Annotated in this window: 14 protein-coding genes; 10 read left to right on the top strand and 4 right to left on the bottom strand. The window is 67.9% G+C overall.

Features of this window, described 5'->3' with window-relative positions:
• From VMJ70_08300 to VMJ70_08290, 3 genes are all read right to left on the bottom strand, one after another.
• The coding region (locus VMJ70_08300; protein HTO91119.1) for a hypothetical protein at positions 1–241 on the bottom strand (241 nt) is incomplete at its 3' end.
• A 245-nt stretch (positions 242–486) separates the two neighbouring features.
• Entirely contained in the window at positions 487–1032 is a 546-nt protein-coding gene (locus VMJ70_08295; GenBank protein HTO91118.1) for a nuclear transport factor 2 family protein, read from the bottom strand.
• Positions 1029–2336: an ATP-grasp domain-containing protein gene (locus VMJ70_08290; GenBank protein ID HTO91117.1), complete on the bottom strand. Its 1308-nt coding sequence runs from the start codon at positions 2334–2336 to the stop codon at positions 1029–1031. The genes VMJ70_08295 and VMJ70_08290 overlap by 4 nt, the downstream gene beginning before the upstream one ends.
• An 18-nt stretch (positions 2337–2354) precedes the next feature.
• Between VMJ70_08290 and glgA the strand changes: the two genes are divergently transcribed.
• The 9 genes from glgA to VMJ70_08245 are packed head-to-tail and all read left to right on the top strand — an operon-like array spanning position 2355 to position 13019.
• Complete coding sequence (glgA, locus tag VMJ70_08285) at positions 2355–3836, top strand: glycogen synthase GlgA (GenBank protein ID HTO91116.1); 1482 nt, start codon at positions 2355–2357, stop codon at positions 3834–3836.
• The gene (locus VMJ70_08280) at positions 3833–5056 is read left to right on the top strand and encodes a hypothetical protein (protein HTO91115.1); all 1224 of its coding nucleotides are present in this window, start codon (positions 3833–3835) and stop codon (positions 5054–5056) included. The genes glgA and VMJ70_08280 overlap by 4 nt, the downstream gene beginning before the upstream one ends.
• A 22-nt stretch (positions 5057–5078) precedes the next feature.
• On the top strand, positions 5079–6020 hold the full coding sequence (locus VMJ70_08275; protein ID HTO91114.1) for a Type 1 glutamine amidotransferase-like domain-containing protein: 942 nt from the start codon (positions 5079–5081) through the stop codon (positions 6018–6020).
• Entirely contained in the window at positions 6017–7168 is a 1152-nt protein-coding gene (locus VMJ70_08270) for an alpha/beta hydrolase-fold protein (GenBank protein HTO91113.1), read from the top strand. Before VMJ70_08275 ends, VMJ70_08270 begins: the two co-directional genes overlap by 4 nt.
• A 6-nt stretch (positions 7169–7174) precedes the next feature.
• Positions 7175–8461, top strand: coding sequence for a hypothetical protein (locus tag VMJ70_08265; GenBank protein ID HTO91112.1), 1287 nt, complete (start codon positions 7175–7177; stop codon positions 8459–8461).
• Positions 8458–9186 carry an alpha/beta hydrolase-fold protein gene (locus tag VMJ70_08260; protein HTO91111.1) on the top strand — a complete coding sequence of 243 codons (729 nt, stop codon included), beginning with the start codon at positions 8458–8460 and terminating at the stop codon, positions 9184–9186. The genes VMJ70_08265 and VMJ70_08260 overlap by 4 nt, the downstream gene beginning before the upstream one ends.
• Positions 9187–9211: 25 nt before the next feature.
• Entirely contained in the window at positions 9212–9472 is a 261-nt protein-coding gene (locus VMJ70_08255; protein ID HTO91110.1) for a hypothetical protein, read from the top strand.
• A gap of 23 nt (positions 9473–9495) precedes the next feature.
• Positions 9496–11403, top strand: a complete 1908-nt coding sequence (locus VMJ70_08250) for a glutamate-cysteine ligase family protein (GenBank protein HTO91109.1) — start codon at positions 9496–9498, stop codon at positions 11401–11403.
• Complete coding sequence (locus VMJ70_08245) at positions 11400–13019, top strand: succinylglutamate desuccinylase/aspartoacylase family protein (GenBank protein ID HTO91108.1); 1620 nt, start codon at positions 11400–11402, stop codon at positions 13017–13019. The genes VMJ70_08250 and VMJ70_08245 overlap by 4 nt, the downstream gene beginning before the upstream one ends.
• 31 nt (positions 13020–13050) lie before the next feature.
• Here VMJ70_08245 and VMJ70_08240 read toward each other — a convergent pair whose 3' ends face one another.
• Positions 13051–14259: a tetratricopeptide repeat protein gene (locus VMJ70_08240; protein ID HTO91107.1), complete on the bottom strand. Its 1209-nt coding sequence runs from the start codon at positions 14257–14259 to the stop codon at positions 13051–13053.
• An 83-nt stretch (positions 14260–14342) separates the two neighbouring features.
• On the opposite strand from VMJ70_08240, the gene VMJ70_08235 reads away from it, so the two are divergent.
• A partial coding sequence (locus VMJ70_08235) for a CPBP family intramembrane glutamic endopeptidase (GenBank protein HTO91106.1) occupies positions 14343–14976 on the top strand: 634 nt, incomplete at its 3' end.

Here is a 14976-nt window from a genome sequence, read left to right as displayed (position 1 = left end):
CTGATTCGAGGCGCATCGCCTGTCCGATCTCGGAGTCGACCAGTGCCGCGACGCAGGCGGTGGATCGAATCGCGAAGAACAGCGACCGGTCCGGGCGAGGCGCATAGGACGCATAGCGAGGGTACGGCTGGGGCGGGCCGAGACTGAGCGTCGACCCGTCGGGGAGCACGTAGGTGCCCTCCGGAGTCCGGTCGTCGAGCGTCAGCGTCGTTCCATCCGCGAGCACGATCCGATTTCGCATCGGGTCCGGATCAATCGGACTCGATCTGCTGAGCGCGTAGTCCGCGAGGGAGTCCGCCTCGATCAGGAGAGTGTCACCCTGCCCCGTCACGAAGCGCGCTGGTGCAGGTTGTCCGCCGGTCTCGACGGCCCGGGGCGCGGGGGGAGCCGGACCACTCCCGGAGCATGCCGACCGCGCGGCTGCGGCGCCCAGCACGATCGTTACGATCCATGCGTTCGAGAGAATACTCGCGCTGGAGTTCCGACTCACTTCACCTCTTCCCCCATTGTACTCATCTGCATCACCCGCCAGTCGCCCTCGCGGCGCATGAGCACTGCGGTCTCGAGCAGCGAGATCAGTGTCCGCTTCTCGGGCGTCCGAAACTCGCCGACCACGTGGTAGCGCGTCCAGGCGACGGGGCCCTCGAGCTGGACGTCGAAATCCACCGGCGTGCGAATCATCGAGCCGGATTCGAGTTTCTTCTGAACCGAGGCGATCATCTCGTCGCGCTTGTAGACTCGCCCGCCCTCGATCAGCTCGAAGTCGTCGCCGGTCATGGCCTCGAGGCTGTAACGATCGCCGGTCGCCAGCGCGTCGCTGAAGCGCGCCAGCGTGCTCTCGACCTGCGCGATCTGAACCGACGGCGGCGGCACGGCGGGGTGGCGCAACGCCACCACCGAATCCGGCGCCGGCGCCGATGATGAAGACGGCGCCGACTGGCAGCCGCACATCGCGACCGCCGCCAGCGCGGCGCCGATCGCCGCTGGCAACGCCGCAGCATGCACCAGCACTCGCGGCCGGGACACGCTCACCCCAACTCCACGCGCACGTTGCTCACGATCTTCGCCAGCGCCTGCTCGACGACTTCGGTGTCGGGATGGCGCACCATCACGTAGCCGTCACCCTCGTAGGTCCCGGTCGGTGATGCGCCCTCGCGCGGCAGCTTCACTTCGACGGTGATCGGACCCAGCTCCGGGGCGACGCGATCCACGCCGTGAATCGCCGTCACGCGCCCGCGGCCCTGTCCGCGCAGGAACGCGATGCCCACTGCCCAGCGCCGCGCGGGCACGTCGAACTCGTCGAACACCATGAGCCGCGCCCACGCCTTGTAGAGATCGAGATCGTGCGCGTACGAGATCAGCGTGGTGAACTGGGCGCCGGGCGGTCGCGCCGCCACCTCCGAGATCGCGATCGAGGCATCGCGCCGCCGGAACCATTCCATGTGGCTCAAGCCGGTCTCCATGCCGAGCGCCTTGAGCGCACGCGCTCCGGCGTCACGAATGCCGTGGTACTCGGGTCCCGAAATGTCGCGCGGCAACAGCACGCACCACTGGATCCACGGGTTCTCGAGCACGTGGAGCGGCGTGGGGAAGTAGCGGCTGATCGAGTACCACTCGAGCTTGCCACCGATGCATACGCTGTCGAACGAGTGCTCGTCGCCGACGATGAACTCCTCGACCAGCGTGGGATCAGCGGACGAAGGCGGATCGGCCGCGATCAGTTGCGACAATCGCGCGTCATCGTCCACGCGAAAGGTATTGCGAGCGCCCGCGCCGGCCGGGGGCTTCACCACCAGCGGGTAGCCGACTTCGCGCGCGAAGGCGTGGAGGTCGTCGCCGGTGCTCGCCAGCCGATGCCGCGCGCACGGCACGTGCGCGGAATCGAAGATCGATTTCATGCGCGATTTCTCGCGGAAGTTTCGCGCGGCTTCGACCGACATGCCGGGCAGCTCGAGCGCGCGCCGCGCCTCGGCCAGCGGCACCTGCAGCTCTTCGAGCGTCGCGATCGCGCGATCGATCTTACCCAAGCGCCCCGCCAGCGAATCCATGGCCCACACGATCTGTGCTGGATCGAGGCAATCGTCCACTCGCCAGTGCGCGGCGAGCCGCGAGCGGAGCCCGGGCGGCAGACGGCCCTCGGGATCGGTGCTCACCAGCCCGAGTCGAACCCCCGGCAGGCCGGCCGCGGCGTCCACGAAACGCAGTGTCGTTTCGAGGAAGTAGGGCGCAACGAAGATGACGTTGGGCATGAAGGTCCGGTAGTCTAGCCAGCCCTTCGGCGAGGTGGCAAAGCCAGGCGGCGCCCGGTCGCGCTCGCCCTTGCCGCCGGCAGACACCGCGCCGAGCCCAATCCCATGTCCGACACCACCCCCTTGCGCATCGCGTTCCTCACCGCCGAGCTGGCGCCCTATGCCAAGACCGGCGGGCTCGCCGACGTGTCGGCGGCGCTGCCGCGCGAGCTTCATCGCCTCGGCCACGACGTGCGCGTGTTCCTGCCGTTCTACTCGCGCATTCGGGAGGCCGCCAGGGACATCTGGCGCGTGGACTATCTGCAGGACATTCCGGTGTCGCTCGGCCATGCTCACTATCGCTTCAGCGTCTCGACCGCGCCGCTGCCGGATTCCGAGCTGCGGGTCTATCTCATCGAGTGTGCGCCCTTGTTCGACCGGGCCGCGATCTACACCAGCGACGCGGACGAGCACCTGCGCTTCCTGCTGCTGCAACGTGCTGCGATCGAGTGCTGCCAGCGCATGGGCTGGGCGCCGGACGTGTTCCACTGCAACGACTGGCAGACCGCGCTGGTGCCGCTGCTGCTGCGCACCCACTACGCGTGGGACAAGCTGTTCGAGCGCTCACGTACCCTGCTCACCATCCACAATCTCGGCTATCAGGGCGTGTTCGGGCGCGAGATCGTTCCCAACCTCGATCTCGGCGCCCACTCGAACCTGCTCCACCAGGACGACCTGCGCAGTAATCTGATCGGATTCCTGAAGCACGGCATTCTCTACGCCGACATGCTGAGCACGGTGAGCCCGACCTACGCCCACGAAATCCAGACCGAGGGCTATGGCTTCGGGCTCCACGAGCTGCTGCGATCGCGACGCGACTCGCTGGTCGGCATTCTGAACGGCGTCGACTACGAGGAATGGAATCCGCAAACCGATTCGCACTTGAGGCAGCGCTATTCGATCCGCAGCCTGCATCGCAAGGAAGCCAACAAGGTCGCGCTTCACGAGAGCCTCGGCCTCAAGTACGAGCGCGAAGCGCCGATCGCCGGCATCATCTCGCGCCTCACCTACCAGAAGGGCTTCGACCTGCTGTTCGAACCGCTGCCGGTGATCCTCGCGCGCAGTAACCTTCGCCTTGCGGTGCTGGGGAGCGGCGAGCCCCAATACGAGAGCTTCTTCGCCGGGCTGCAGCATCGCTTCCCGGGGCGCGTATGCTTCTGGCACGGCTTCAACGAGCCGCTCGCTCACCAGATCGAGGGCGGCTGCGATCTGTTCCTGATGCCGTCCCGGTACGAACCGTGCGGGCTCAATCAGATGTACTCGCTCAAGTACGGCACCGTGCCGCTGGTGCGCCGCACCGGCGGGCTCGCCGACACCGTGTCGCTGTGGAATCCGCACACCCAGAAGGGCACGGGCTTCATGTTCGATCATTTCACCGGCGAGGGAGTCACCTGGGCGATGAATCACGCGATCGAGGCCTGGCAGGATTCCGAGACCTGGCGGGTGCTGGTCAAGAATGGGATGCGTGAAGACTTCTCGTGGGGGAAGGCGGCGCTCGCCTACGTGGAGCTCTACCAGCGCCTGGGCGCGCGTGAGGCGCTGCGATGAACGTCATCCTGATCGAGCCTTGTTTCCCGGCCAATCAGCGCGAGTTCGCGCGCGCACTGCACTCGGTCGGTGCCACCGTGATCGGCATCGGTGAGCGGCCCAAGGAGTCGCTCGACGACGAATTGCGCCGCTGGCTCGCCCACTACGAGCAGGTGCGCTCGGTGGTGGATGAAGACGCGCTGATGCGCGCCGTGCGCTGGGTGCAGGGAAGGGTGTGGGTGGATCGGCTCGAGGCCACCGTTGAAGCCCACATCATGACCGCGGCGATCGTGCGCGAGGCCTGTGGGATCCCCGGCACGTCGCGAGAAACCGCCTGGTTGTGCCGCGACAAACCCTCGATGAAGGAACGGTTGCGCCAGGGCGGGATTCCGTGCGCGCGATCTACGGCGGCGTCCAGCGCCGACGAAGTGCGGGCGTTTGCGCGGCAGGTGGGCTATCCGGTGATCCTGAAGCCGCGTGATGCCGCCGGCGCCTCGGGCACGCACCAGGCCGACGATGACGGGCAGCTCGAGCGCGCGATCGCGGCGACGCACGTGGATCGCGGCGCGTCGGTGGCGGTCGAGGAGTTCATCGAGGGACACGAGGGCTTCTACGACACGATCTGCATCCATGGCCAGGTGGCGATGGACTTCGCCACCCACTACTTCCCCAACGTGCTCGAGGCCATGCGCACGCGCTGGATCTCGCCGCAGTTCATCACCACCAATCGCATCGACGAAGCGCCGGCCTACCGCGAGCTGCGCGATCTCGGCCGCCGCGTGATTCCGCTGCTCGGCATCGGCACCTCGGCCACGCACATGGAATGGTTCTTCGGTCCGAAGGGCCTCAAGTTCTCCGAGATCGGCTGCCGTCCGCCGGGGGTGCGCGCTTGGGATCTCTACTGCGCCGCCAACGAGATCGATCTCTATCGCGAGTGGGCCAACGCAATCGTGCACGAGCGCGTTGCTCAGGCGCCGACGCGCCGCTATTCGGCCGGCATCGTGGCGCTGCGTCCCAGCCAGGACGGCACGATCTCGGGCTACGCCGGCGTCGAAGAGGTGCAGCGCCGCTACGGCGAGTGGATCCTCGACACCCACCTGCCGCCGCCCGGGACGCCGACCCAGCCGGTCGAGGCCGGCTACATGGCCAACGCCTGGGTGCGCATGCGGCATCCCGACTACGACCAGCTGCGGAGCATGCTCGACTTCGTCGGGCAGACGCTCAAGGTGTACGCGTCGTGACGGCGCGCGAAGGAGCGGGGGAATGAAGGCGCCCGCCCGGATCGTCGCGCTGCTCGGGCCGCAGCGCTTTCACCCTACGCTGCGCGACGTCATGACGTCGCTCGGCATGCAGGGCCGGGTGGCGGCGATCACGGCCGGCTGGCAGGAGCGCGAGCGCGAGGACCAGGATCTGCGCGACCACCTCGACGAGCGCACCGTCAACCTCGAGCTGTACGCGCGCGGCGAGCGTGTCGCGCAGCGCGATCCCGAGCTGGCGGCCGCGCATCACGCCCGCCAGGACCGGGTGCGACGGCTGCAGGAGCTGTACCGGCAGCGACTGGCGTTCGCGCTCGACGCCTGCGCCGTGCTGGCGCGCGCGCCCGGCGCCGACGCCGATCTCGACCACGAGCGCCGCGCCGCGCGCGAGGCGGTGCGCGCACTCGATGCCGCGCATCTGCAGCGACTGCGCGAGATTCACGCCGAGTTCGAATCCCGCATGAAGCCGGCCGAACGCGAAGCGGTGATCCACGAGCGCACCGAAATCGCGCGTCTGATGGATTCCACCGACGCCGTGGCGATCGCCGGCGGCCACGTGGCGGTGTTGCTCAACCGGCTCCGGCAGTTCGACATCGCCGGCTTGCTCGGCGGCCGCGCCGTGTTCGCGTGGTCCGCCGGGGCGATGGCGATCGCCGAGCACGTGGTGCTGTTCTACGACCTGACCCCGCACGGCTCGAGCTGGCCGGAAGTGCTGGACGAAGGTCTGGGCGTGGTGAAAGGAGTGGTGCCGCTCCCTCACGCCCGCCGCCGGCTCAATCTCGACGATCGCGTGCGTGTCTCGCTGATGGCGTCGCGCTTCGAGCCGGCGATGTGTGCGGCGCTCGAAGACGGCGCGGCGCTGGTCGTGCGGCCCGACGGCTGGAGCGCGGGTGAGGGTGCGCGGCGCCTGAGCCAGGCCGGCGCGGTCGAGCCGCTGGGGGTCGCGTGATCACGGCGATGCTGCCGGCGGCGTTGCGGCCGCTGTTCGCGATGGGGCCGCCCAACCCGGCGGCGGTCGAGGACTTCCTGGCTCGCAGCCGGTTCCCGCTGGTCCACGGCACCAGCTGCACCTTCGTATGGCATGGCGAAGCCGACGCCGTGTCGCTCAAGCACTGGATCTTCGGCCTGCCGCAGAAGCAATCGTTCCACCGCATCGAGGGTGCCGATCTCTGGTACCTGCAGCTCGAGCTGCCGCCGCAGTCGCGCATCGAGTACAAGCTCGAAGTGGTGAACGGCGACGAGGCGGTGTGGATCGAGGATCCGCTCAATCCACAGCGCGCGCGCGATCCGTACGGCGCGAACTCGGTGGCATACGGCGAGGGTTACGAGACGCCCGAGTGGACGCAGCCCAACTCCGAGAGCCGCCCGGGCACGCTCGAGGAAGTGTGGCGGCCGAGCCCGGCGCTCGAGCGCGATGCGCGGCTCACCGTTTATCTGCCGGCTCGCTTTCGGCGAACGCGCAAGTATCCGCTGCTGATCGTTCACGATGGTCACGACTTTCTCGAGTACGCCTCGCTCCGCACCGTGCTCGACAATCTCATCCATCGACTCGAGATCCCCGAGATGGTGGTGGCGCTCACCGATCCCGGCCAGCGCCTGCTCGAGTACGCGAACTTCGCGCCGCACGCGCGGTTCATCGCCGACGAGCTGGTGCCGTGGCTCGAGTCACGCTTCCCGCTCACCGGCCGCCCTGCCGACCGCTGCCTGATGGGCGCGAGCATGGGCGCGGTCGCCGCGCTCTCCACCGCGGTCCGCTATCCCGACCGCTTCGGCCGCCTGCTGCTCGAGTCCGGCTCGTTCGCGTTCACCGACATCGGCGAATCGCCGCGACGCGGACCGATCGAGTCGGTGGTGGGGTTCGTCAATGCGTTCCGCGAACGCCCTCGCAAGGTGGCGGAGCGGGCGTTCGTGAGCTGCGGGCGGTACGAATCGCTGATCGTCGAGAACCGCTCGCTGGTGCCGACGCTGCAGTCGGCCGGCATGGAGGTGCGCTACGTCGAGGCGCGCGATGGCCACAACTGGGAGAACTGGCGCGATCGGTTGCGCGACGGGCTGACCTGGCTGTATCCCGGTCCGATGTGGATGGTGTATGAATAGCCGGCCATGGCCACTCTGACCCGTCGCATCGGCCTCTCGCTCGGCGCCGACCTCTGCTGGCCGATCTGCTACGAGGAGCTGATCAAGCGCCTCGACCTTGCGCTCAAGATCGGTCGCGACACGGTGCGCTTCGAGGTCGAGCGCGTGACGATCGAGCCCTACGATCTGCGCCAGAAGTGCCGCTACGACGTGGTGCTCGACCGCCTCACCCACTGGTACAGCGTGAGCCGCGAGTGGATCAAGAAGTCGGTGATCATGGACGGGCTCTACGTGTTCAACAATCCGTGGGCGATCCAGTCCATGGAGAAGCACTCCTCGTACTGCGCGATGATGCGGCTCGGGATGCCGGTGCCCGACACCTGGATGATCCCGCCCAAGTCGTACGATCCGAAGCCCGATCTCGAGGTCACTCTGCAGCGCTACGCGAAACTGTTCGACCTCGGCGAGGTGGGAGCCAGGGTCGGTTATCCCTCGTACCTCAAGCCCTACGACGGCGGCGGCTGGCAGGGCGTGTCGCGCATCGAGGACGAAGCGCGGCTGCGTTCATCGTACGAAACGAGCGGCACCCACGTAATGCATCTTCAGCGCGCGGTCGAGCCGTGGGATCTCTTCTTACGTTGCGTAGCATTGGGTCCCCAGACGCGCGTGGTGCGCTACGACCCGTCGCAACCGCTCCACGACCGCTACACCATGGACGAGGATTTCATCCCGGCCGAGGAGCGCTCGCTGATCGAGGACATGACGCTCACCATCAATGCGTTCTTCGGTTGGGACTTCAATTCCTGCGAGGCGATGCGCCGCGAGGGGGTGTGGCACCCGATCGATTTCGCCAACGCCTGCCCCGACTCGCAGGTCACCTCGCTCCACTATCACTTCCCGTGGCTGGTGATGGCCAATCTGCGCTGGTCGCTGTTCTGCGCCGCCAGCGATCGGCCGATGCGGCTGAATCACGACTGGGCGCCGTTCTACAGGATCGCCGACACCGATCTGCCCTATCGCGAGAAACTGCGCCAGTGGGCGTCGATCGCGCACAAGCGCTTCGACACCGCCCGGTTCGAGGCCTTCTGCGAGAAGCACCTGCCGCGCCTGGAAGAGGTGACGCGCGAGTTCTTCACCACCGAGGTGGCGAAGGACGCGGTGCGCCAGAAGGTTGCGGCGCTCTATCCCGCGCACGAGGTCGAGTCGTTCACCGATCTGTTCTGGCAGCGCATTCAGCGATGGCGCGAGCGCCCCGAGCCCGAGCCGCTGGTTTCGGCGAGCGCCTCCACCACGAAGGGAGCACACGGATCGTGAAGCTCACCGCCAAATGGCGATCGGATCGGCTGGGGCAGGATGTCAGGGTGGTGCGCTGGGGAGAGATCGGAACTCCGGTTCTGCTGTTCCCCACCGCCGGCGGCGATGCCGAAGAAGTCGAGCGCTTCCTCGTGATCGATGCGCTCGGCGACCTGCTGAAGGCCGGCCGCATCAAGGTGTTCTCATGCGACAGCGTGGCCGGGCGCGCGTGGGTGGAAGGCCAGGGCAGCGACCGCCATCGCTCGTGGGTGCAGAACCAGTTCCACGAGTTCGTGCGCTACGAGATGGTGCCGGCGATCCGCAACGACTGCCATTCGTCGGACATCGGCATCATCGCCGCCGGCGCCTCGATCGGCGCGTTCAACGCGCTGGCGGTGCTGTGCCGGTTCCCGGACGCATTCACCAAGGCCCTGTGCCTGTCCGGCACCTACGATCTCACCCGCTTTCTCAAGAACGGCGACATTTCCGAAGACTTCTATTACTCGTCGCCGCTCCACTTCCTGCCCGGCCTCTCGGGCCCGCTGCTCGACGCGATCCGCTCGCGCTTCGTGCTGCTGGCCTCGGGACAGGGTCGGGCCGAGGACATCGGGGAGTCGTGGCGCGCCGCGAGCGTGCTGGGCGGCAAGGGGATTCCGAACCGGGTGGACGCCTGGGGCGAGGAATGGCATCACGATTGGCCCACCTGGCGTCGTATGCTTCCTCAGTACCTCGCCGAGATGGCCTGAGCCGCGCGTCGCGGAGCACGTGAAGATGCCCGAAAGTCCCAGCCTCATTCGCAGCGCCCGGAATCTCGATCCGGCGGTGCCGATCCTGCGGGTCACCAGTCCCGACGACAGCATCCAGCACTGCGTCGAGGCCTGCGAGATGCACGTCGAGGATCCCGACGGCAACGTTCTGCGATTCGGGTCCGACTCGCACCCGCACGAGCCGTTCGGCGAGTGGCGTGATCATCGCCACGCGAAGCACGCGAGGGACGCAGAGTCGGCGGGCCCGCCCTCCGGGCGCGCCTGATCGGCGGAACGGAACGAGCCGCGATGGGCACTCAGCAGATCACCGGGTTCGAGGGCGAGCAACGGAGGCGCTTCACCCGCGCCCTGCTCGCCGATCTTCGCGCGCTCGAGAGCATGCTGGCGAGCGGCGCGATCGAAGAGGGCGTGCAGCGAATCGGCGCCGAGCAGGAAATGTTCCTGATCGATCGTAGCTGGCATCCGGCGTCCGAGGCGCTCAACGCGATCGAACGTATCAACGACCCGCATTTCACCACCGAGCTCGGCCTGTTCCAGCTCGAGATGAATCTCGACGCACGCCGGTTCACCGCCGACTGCCTGTCGCGCACCGAAGAGCAGATGCTCGAGCTGCTGGCGAAGGCGCTGCGCGCGCTCGCCGAACGCGGCCACGTCATGGTGCTGACCGGCATTCTGCCGACGCTGCGCAAGTCGGATCTCGGACTGGAGAACATGGTGCCGCTGCCGCGCTACCAGGCGCTCAACGAGGCGATGACCCGGATGCGCGGCGGCGAATACGAGTTCTTCATCAAGGGGCTCGACGAGCTCATCGTGCGCCACGATTCGGTCATGCTCGAGGCCTGCAATTCGAGCTTCCAGGTGCATCTGCAGGTCGGGGCGAAGCGCTTTGCGCCGCTCTACAATCTGGCCCAGGCGATTGCCGCGCCGCTGCTGGCCTGCGCCACCAACTCGCCGCTGCTGTTCGGCCGGAGGCTGTGGGCGGAGACCCGCATCGCGCTGTTCCAGCAGGCCGTGGACACGCGGCGGCCGCTCGACGATCGGCAGCGCTCGCCGCGCGTCACCTTTGGCAACGAGTGGGTGCGTACCTCGGTGCTCGAGCTGTTCAAGGACAACATCTCGCGCTTCCGCACCCTGGTCGGAACCGAGCTGGATGAAGATCCGTTCGAAATATTGCGCGGCGGGACTGCGCCCCAGCTCAAGGCGCTGCGGCTGCACAACGGCACGGTCTATCGCTGGAACCGGGCCTGCTACGGCATCACCAACGGAAAGCCTCACCTGCGCATCGAGAATCGCGTGCTGCCGTCCGGGCCGACGGTGGTGGACGAGGTGGCAAACGCCGCCCTGTGGCTCGGTCTGATGAGCGAGCTCGGGAGCCAGATCGAAGACGTCACGCGCCTGATGGAATTCGAGCACGCGCAGCAGAACTTCGTGACGGCGGCGCGCCAGGGGCTGGGTGCCACGCTGGTGTGGTTCGAGGGCGTCGAGATGCCGGCCGCGCAGCTGATCCTCGAGCGCCTGCTGCCGGCCGCGGCGGCCGGGCTCGACCGCGTCGGGATCGCCGCGACCGATCGCGATCGCTACCTGGGCGTGATCGAGCAGCGCGTGCGCAGCGGTCGAACCGGCTCGCGCTGGATGCTGCAATCGCTCGCCGCCATGCGCGACCACGGCACGCCGGCCGAGCGTCTCAACGCGCTGACCGCGGCGATCGTCACGCGCCAGACCGAGAATCGTCCGGTGCACGAATGGGAGCTGGGCACGCTTCACGAAGGCGGCGGCTGGCGCCACAACTACCTGCGGATCGAACAGTATATGAGCACCGATCTCTACACGGTGCACGCCGACGATCCACTCGAACTCGCCGCGAACCTGATGGAGTGGCATCGCATCCGGCACGTGCCGGTGGAAGATCAGGATCACAAGCTGCTCGGGCTCGTCACCTACCGGCAGATCCTGCGCCTGCTGGCGCGGGGCGGGCTCAACCACGAGGGCAGCCCGATGTCGGTGGGCGAGATCATGAAGATCGACCCGATCGTGGTGAGCCCCGGCATGCCGACCACGCGCGCGATCGAGATCATGCGCGAATACGGCGTCGGCTGCCTGCCGGTGGTGAAGGATGGCCGGTTGCTCGGCATCGTGACCGAGAACGACTTCATGCAGATCGCCGGGCAGCTGCTCGACGAGAAGTTGAAATCGTGAGCGCGCCCGGATCGAACCCCGGCGCGGCGGAACCGGCCAAGCCGTCTTCCGCCGCGCTTCCTCCGCGCGTGGTGGCGAGGCGCCGCGCCGAATCCGCCGGCCCGACGCTGCTGGTGATCGCCGGCATCCACGGCAACGAACCGGCCGGCGTCAGGGCCGCGCATCGGGTGCTGGCGCGACTGGATGCGAGCGCCGGCGTCGCGCGCGGCGAGCTGGTGGTGCTGCTCGGCAACCGCGGGGCGTTCGCGCGCGGCGTGCGTTTCGTGCAGCGCGACCTCAATCGCCAGTGGACGGCCGAGCGCGTCGAGCGCCTGCGCGAGGACTCCGCGAATCCGGCGGTGGCGCTCGGCCCCGAGGATCGCGAGCAGCTCGAGCTGATCGAGGCGATCGACGAGGCGATCGCGGCGGCGCGCGGGCCCGTCTACGTGGTGGATCTGCACACCACCTCGGCCGAGGGCATTCCGTTCGCGATGATCGGCGAGCGGCTGCGGCTGCGGAGCTTCGCGCTGAACTTCCCGCTCCCGACGCTGCTCGGTCTGCTCGGCAAGATCGGTGGGACGTTGCTGGAATACCTGACCGCTCGCGGATGTCTGGCGATCGGCGTCGAGGGCGGCCAGCATCAGGCCGAGACTTCGGCCGCCCATCACGAGGCGGTGCTGTGGATCGCGCTGGCTGCCACCGGGCTGGTGGCCGAGGGCTTCCCGCCGGATCTGCCCGCGCAACGCGAGCGGCTGGAGCGCGCCTGGCGCGATCTGCCCCGCGCCATTCGGGTGGATCACCGCCACCCGATCGAGCCGGCCGACCAGTTCGCGATGCAGCCGGGATTCGTCAACCTGCAGCGCGTGCGGCGCGGTACACTGCTGGCATGCGATGCGCGCGGCGAGATCCGCGCGAAGCGGGATGGAGTGCTGGTGATGCCGCTCTATCAGAAGCTCGGCGACGATGGCTTCTTCCTCGGCCGCGAGATTCTGCAGCCGCTGTTCCGGCTCGGCGCGTGGTGGGGGCGATTCGCAGCCGCGCTGCTGATCGCGGGGCTCGCGCTGACCGGCGCGGCCGGTCGCAGCGTGGCGAGCCCTCGGCCGGCCTTCTGTCTGGCCATCTTTAGCTGTCCGGCCGCGGCCGAGAGCGCGCTGTTCTTCGGGCCCAACGTGGCGCGCGTGGTCGCCGACGAGCACGTGAAGTTCAACGCCTTCACGGCGCGAGAGGTGATCTCGCAGCAGAGTGCACACGCCACCACCGAATTCGAAACGGTGAACGTTTCGGTTTCATTCGGGGAGGGGGCGGGGTGGCATTGGCTGGCGCCCGACGGGAGCGGGATCGCGCTCGCCTGGACGGCCGACTCGAGCCACGCGCGGGTGGCGGTCTGCGAGGTGCGCCACGGGCGTCCGGCCGGGATCGCTGGCGTCACCGACCTCGGCCATCACGAGACCCTGCTCGTGAGCATCTCGTTCGAAGGCAACCCCTGCGTGGGCGTCCTGCGCGTGATCCCAATCGAGCTCAGCGAGCAGCAGACCATCGGCGCCGGCGCCCACTACGATCCTCACGCGCCGAATCTGGTGGTCGGTGAAGCCGAACCCGAGATCCGCGGCGTGCTCGCGCGCGCGCTGGGGAAGTAGCCGGGCCGCCCCGCCCCGTTTCCACTCGGTCTCAGAACCTCCAGCCGGCGAAGCCGTCGAACTGGTCGCCGCTCGTATCCATCGGCTTGCCGCTCGAGTCGGTGCCGTTGAACTGGAACACCCAGTGCGAGGGATCGATCACCGCGTTGCCGGCGGCGTTCTGGGTGACGGTGAAGTAGAGGGTCGCGCGCGACGTGGTGGGATCGTAGGTGACTGCGATCGGCATCGGCAGGATCCCGACCTGCTGCGTCGGCTGGAGCGTCACTCCATTGTTGTAGACGCCGCCCGGGCCGCCGTTGGCGCGCGTGATCGACCAGTTCGAGGGGTTGCCGACGCTGCTCATGTCCATCGCCTGGTTGAACACGAACGACACCGAGAACACCTTGGAGGCGCCGGGAGTCGCGAGCGACGGATCGAGGCTCGCCACGGTGGTGCCGGGGCCGCCGGTCAACGCGAACGTCGAATGCGCGGCGTCCTGGTACGAGAACTTGGGCGTGAGCATGGTCAGCTCGATCTGCTGCGCAAGGCCGGCGCTCTCGGGGGTGTTGATGCGCTGGAGCTCGCTCACCTGCTGCTCGGCCAGGTCGGTGCGGCCCTGCTTCAGGTAGGCGAGGCCCAGCTCGGAGAACGCCTGGGCATTCATGCGGTCGAGCCGCGTCGCCTCCTTCAGGGCGTCAATGGCGCCGCTGGTGTCGCCCTGCTTGGCCAGCGTCTGTCCAAGGCCGAGGCGGGCGTTGGCGTCGCGCGGAACCATGCGCGCCGCCTTCTCAAACTCCTTCTGGGCGTCGTCGAGATGTCCGGTGTTGAGGTCCACGAAGCCCAGCGAGATCACCGCGTCGGTGTTGCCGGGCGCCGCGGCGATCACCTTCTGGAATTCCTTGCGGGCGTCGTCGTACTTCTGGGACTTCATGTAGACGCTGGCGAGCTGCATGCGCGCGTCGGAGTTGGTCGGATCGATGCGCAACGCGCGCTGGTAGGTCTTGATCGCGTCGTCGGGACGATTCATGAATGTGTAGGTCTTGGCGATCAGCGTGAGCGCGTCGGTCGAGTCGGGCTGGTAGGCGAGCGCCTGCTGGAAGGCGTTGAGCGCGCTCGTGAAATCCTGCTTCTGCAGATAGCGCGTCCCGGCGGCCATCGCGGTGTTGGCCAGCGAGGCCTGCTGGGTGGAGTCGGAGAGGAACGACATCGGGTTGTCGTTCGAAGCGTTGGACAGCGCGTTCGAGAGCCAGTTGGTCGCCATGGTCCCTCCAGTATCGGCAGATCGGGCCCCGGCTTGAATCCGCGACGGCCTAGCAACCTCCGTCGTTGCAGTATGCTGCGGCCGTGCTCACGATCTTCGATCACGCGCTGGCGTTGATTCTGGCGGTGTTGTTTCCGATCCGCGCCGGCGTCATGGGCTTCGGCCGGTTGAAGCGCGCCGCACCCCACGACGTCCCGCGGGTGCGGATGTGGGTGTACCGCGGGGCCATGATCACCCAGTGGCTGCTCGCCGCCGCCACGGTCGCGCTGTGGCTCTTCACCGGCCGCGCCTGGCGGATGCTCGGCGTGATTCCCTCGTTCAACGGCGGGCTGATCGGCGTGCTGGCGGGGTTCGCCGTGGTGCTGGTGGTGGTGTTGCGCCAGCAGGCGAGCGGGATGCGCGACGAGCAGGCGGTCGCCACGCTGCGCCGGCGCATGGAGAAGCTCGAACGCATGCTGCCGCACACCGCGCTCGAGCTGCGCTGGTTCTATCTGCTCTCGCTCACCGCCGGAATCTGCGAAGAGTTTCTCTACCGCGGCTACATGATCTGGTACCTGCAGCAGCTCGGCCTCGCGTTGATTCCCGCGGCGCTGGTGTCGTCGGTGATCTTCGGCTTCGGTCATCTCTACCAGGGGCCGCGCGGCATCCTGCTCACTTCGCTGGTGGGCGGTTTCCTCGCCGCGGTCTACCTGCTGTCGCGCTCGCTGTTCCCCGGCA

Source organism: Candidatus Sulfotelmatobacter sp., assembly GCA_035498555.1.
In the GTDB taxonomy this organism is placed as follows: Bacteria; Eisenbacteria; RBG-16-71-46; order RBG-16-71-46; family RBG-16-71-46; genus DATKAB01.
This window is presented reverse-complemented; position numbering and strand designations above follow the sequence as displayed.

What these genes read in the sequence shown, in the direction of transcription:
- VMJ70_08265 (HTO91112.1), top strand. Translation starts at nt 7,175, where the DNA reads ATGGCCACTCTGACCCGTCGCATCGGCCTCTCGCTCGGCGCCGACCTC.
- VMJ70_08275 (HTO91114.1), top strand. Translation starts at nt 5,079, where the DNA reads ATGAAGGCGCCCGCCCGGATCGTCGCGCTGCTCGGGCCGCAGCGCTTT.
- VMJ70_08280 (HTO91115.1), top strand. Translation starts at nt 3,833, where the DNA reads ATGAACGTCATCCTGATCGAGCCTTGTTTCCCGGCCAATCAGCGCGAG.
- VMJ70_08240 (HTO91107.1), bottom strand. Translation starts at nt 14,259, where the DNA reads ATGGCGACCAACTGGCTCTCGAACGCGCTGTCCAACGCTTCGAACGAC.
- VMJ70_08255 (HTO91110.1), top strand. Translation starts at nt 9,212, where the DNA reads ATGCCCGAAAGTCCCAGCCTCATTCGCAGCGCCCGGAATCTCGATCCG.
- VMJ70_08250 (HTO91109.1), top strand. Translation starts at nt 9,496, where the DNA reads ATGGGCACTCAGCAGATCACCGGGTTCGAGGGCGAGCAACGGAGGCGC.
- glgA (HTO91116.1), top strand. Translation starts at nt 2,355, where the DNA reads ATGTCCGACACCACCCCCTTGCGCATCGCGTTCCTCACCGCCGAGCTG.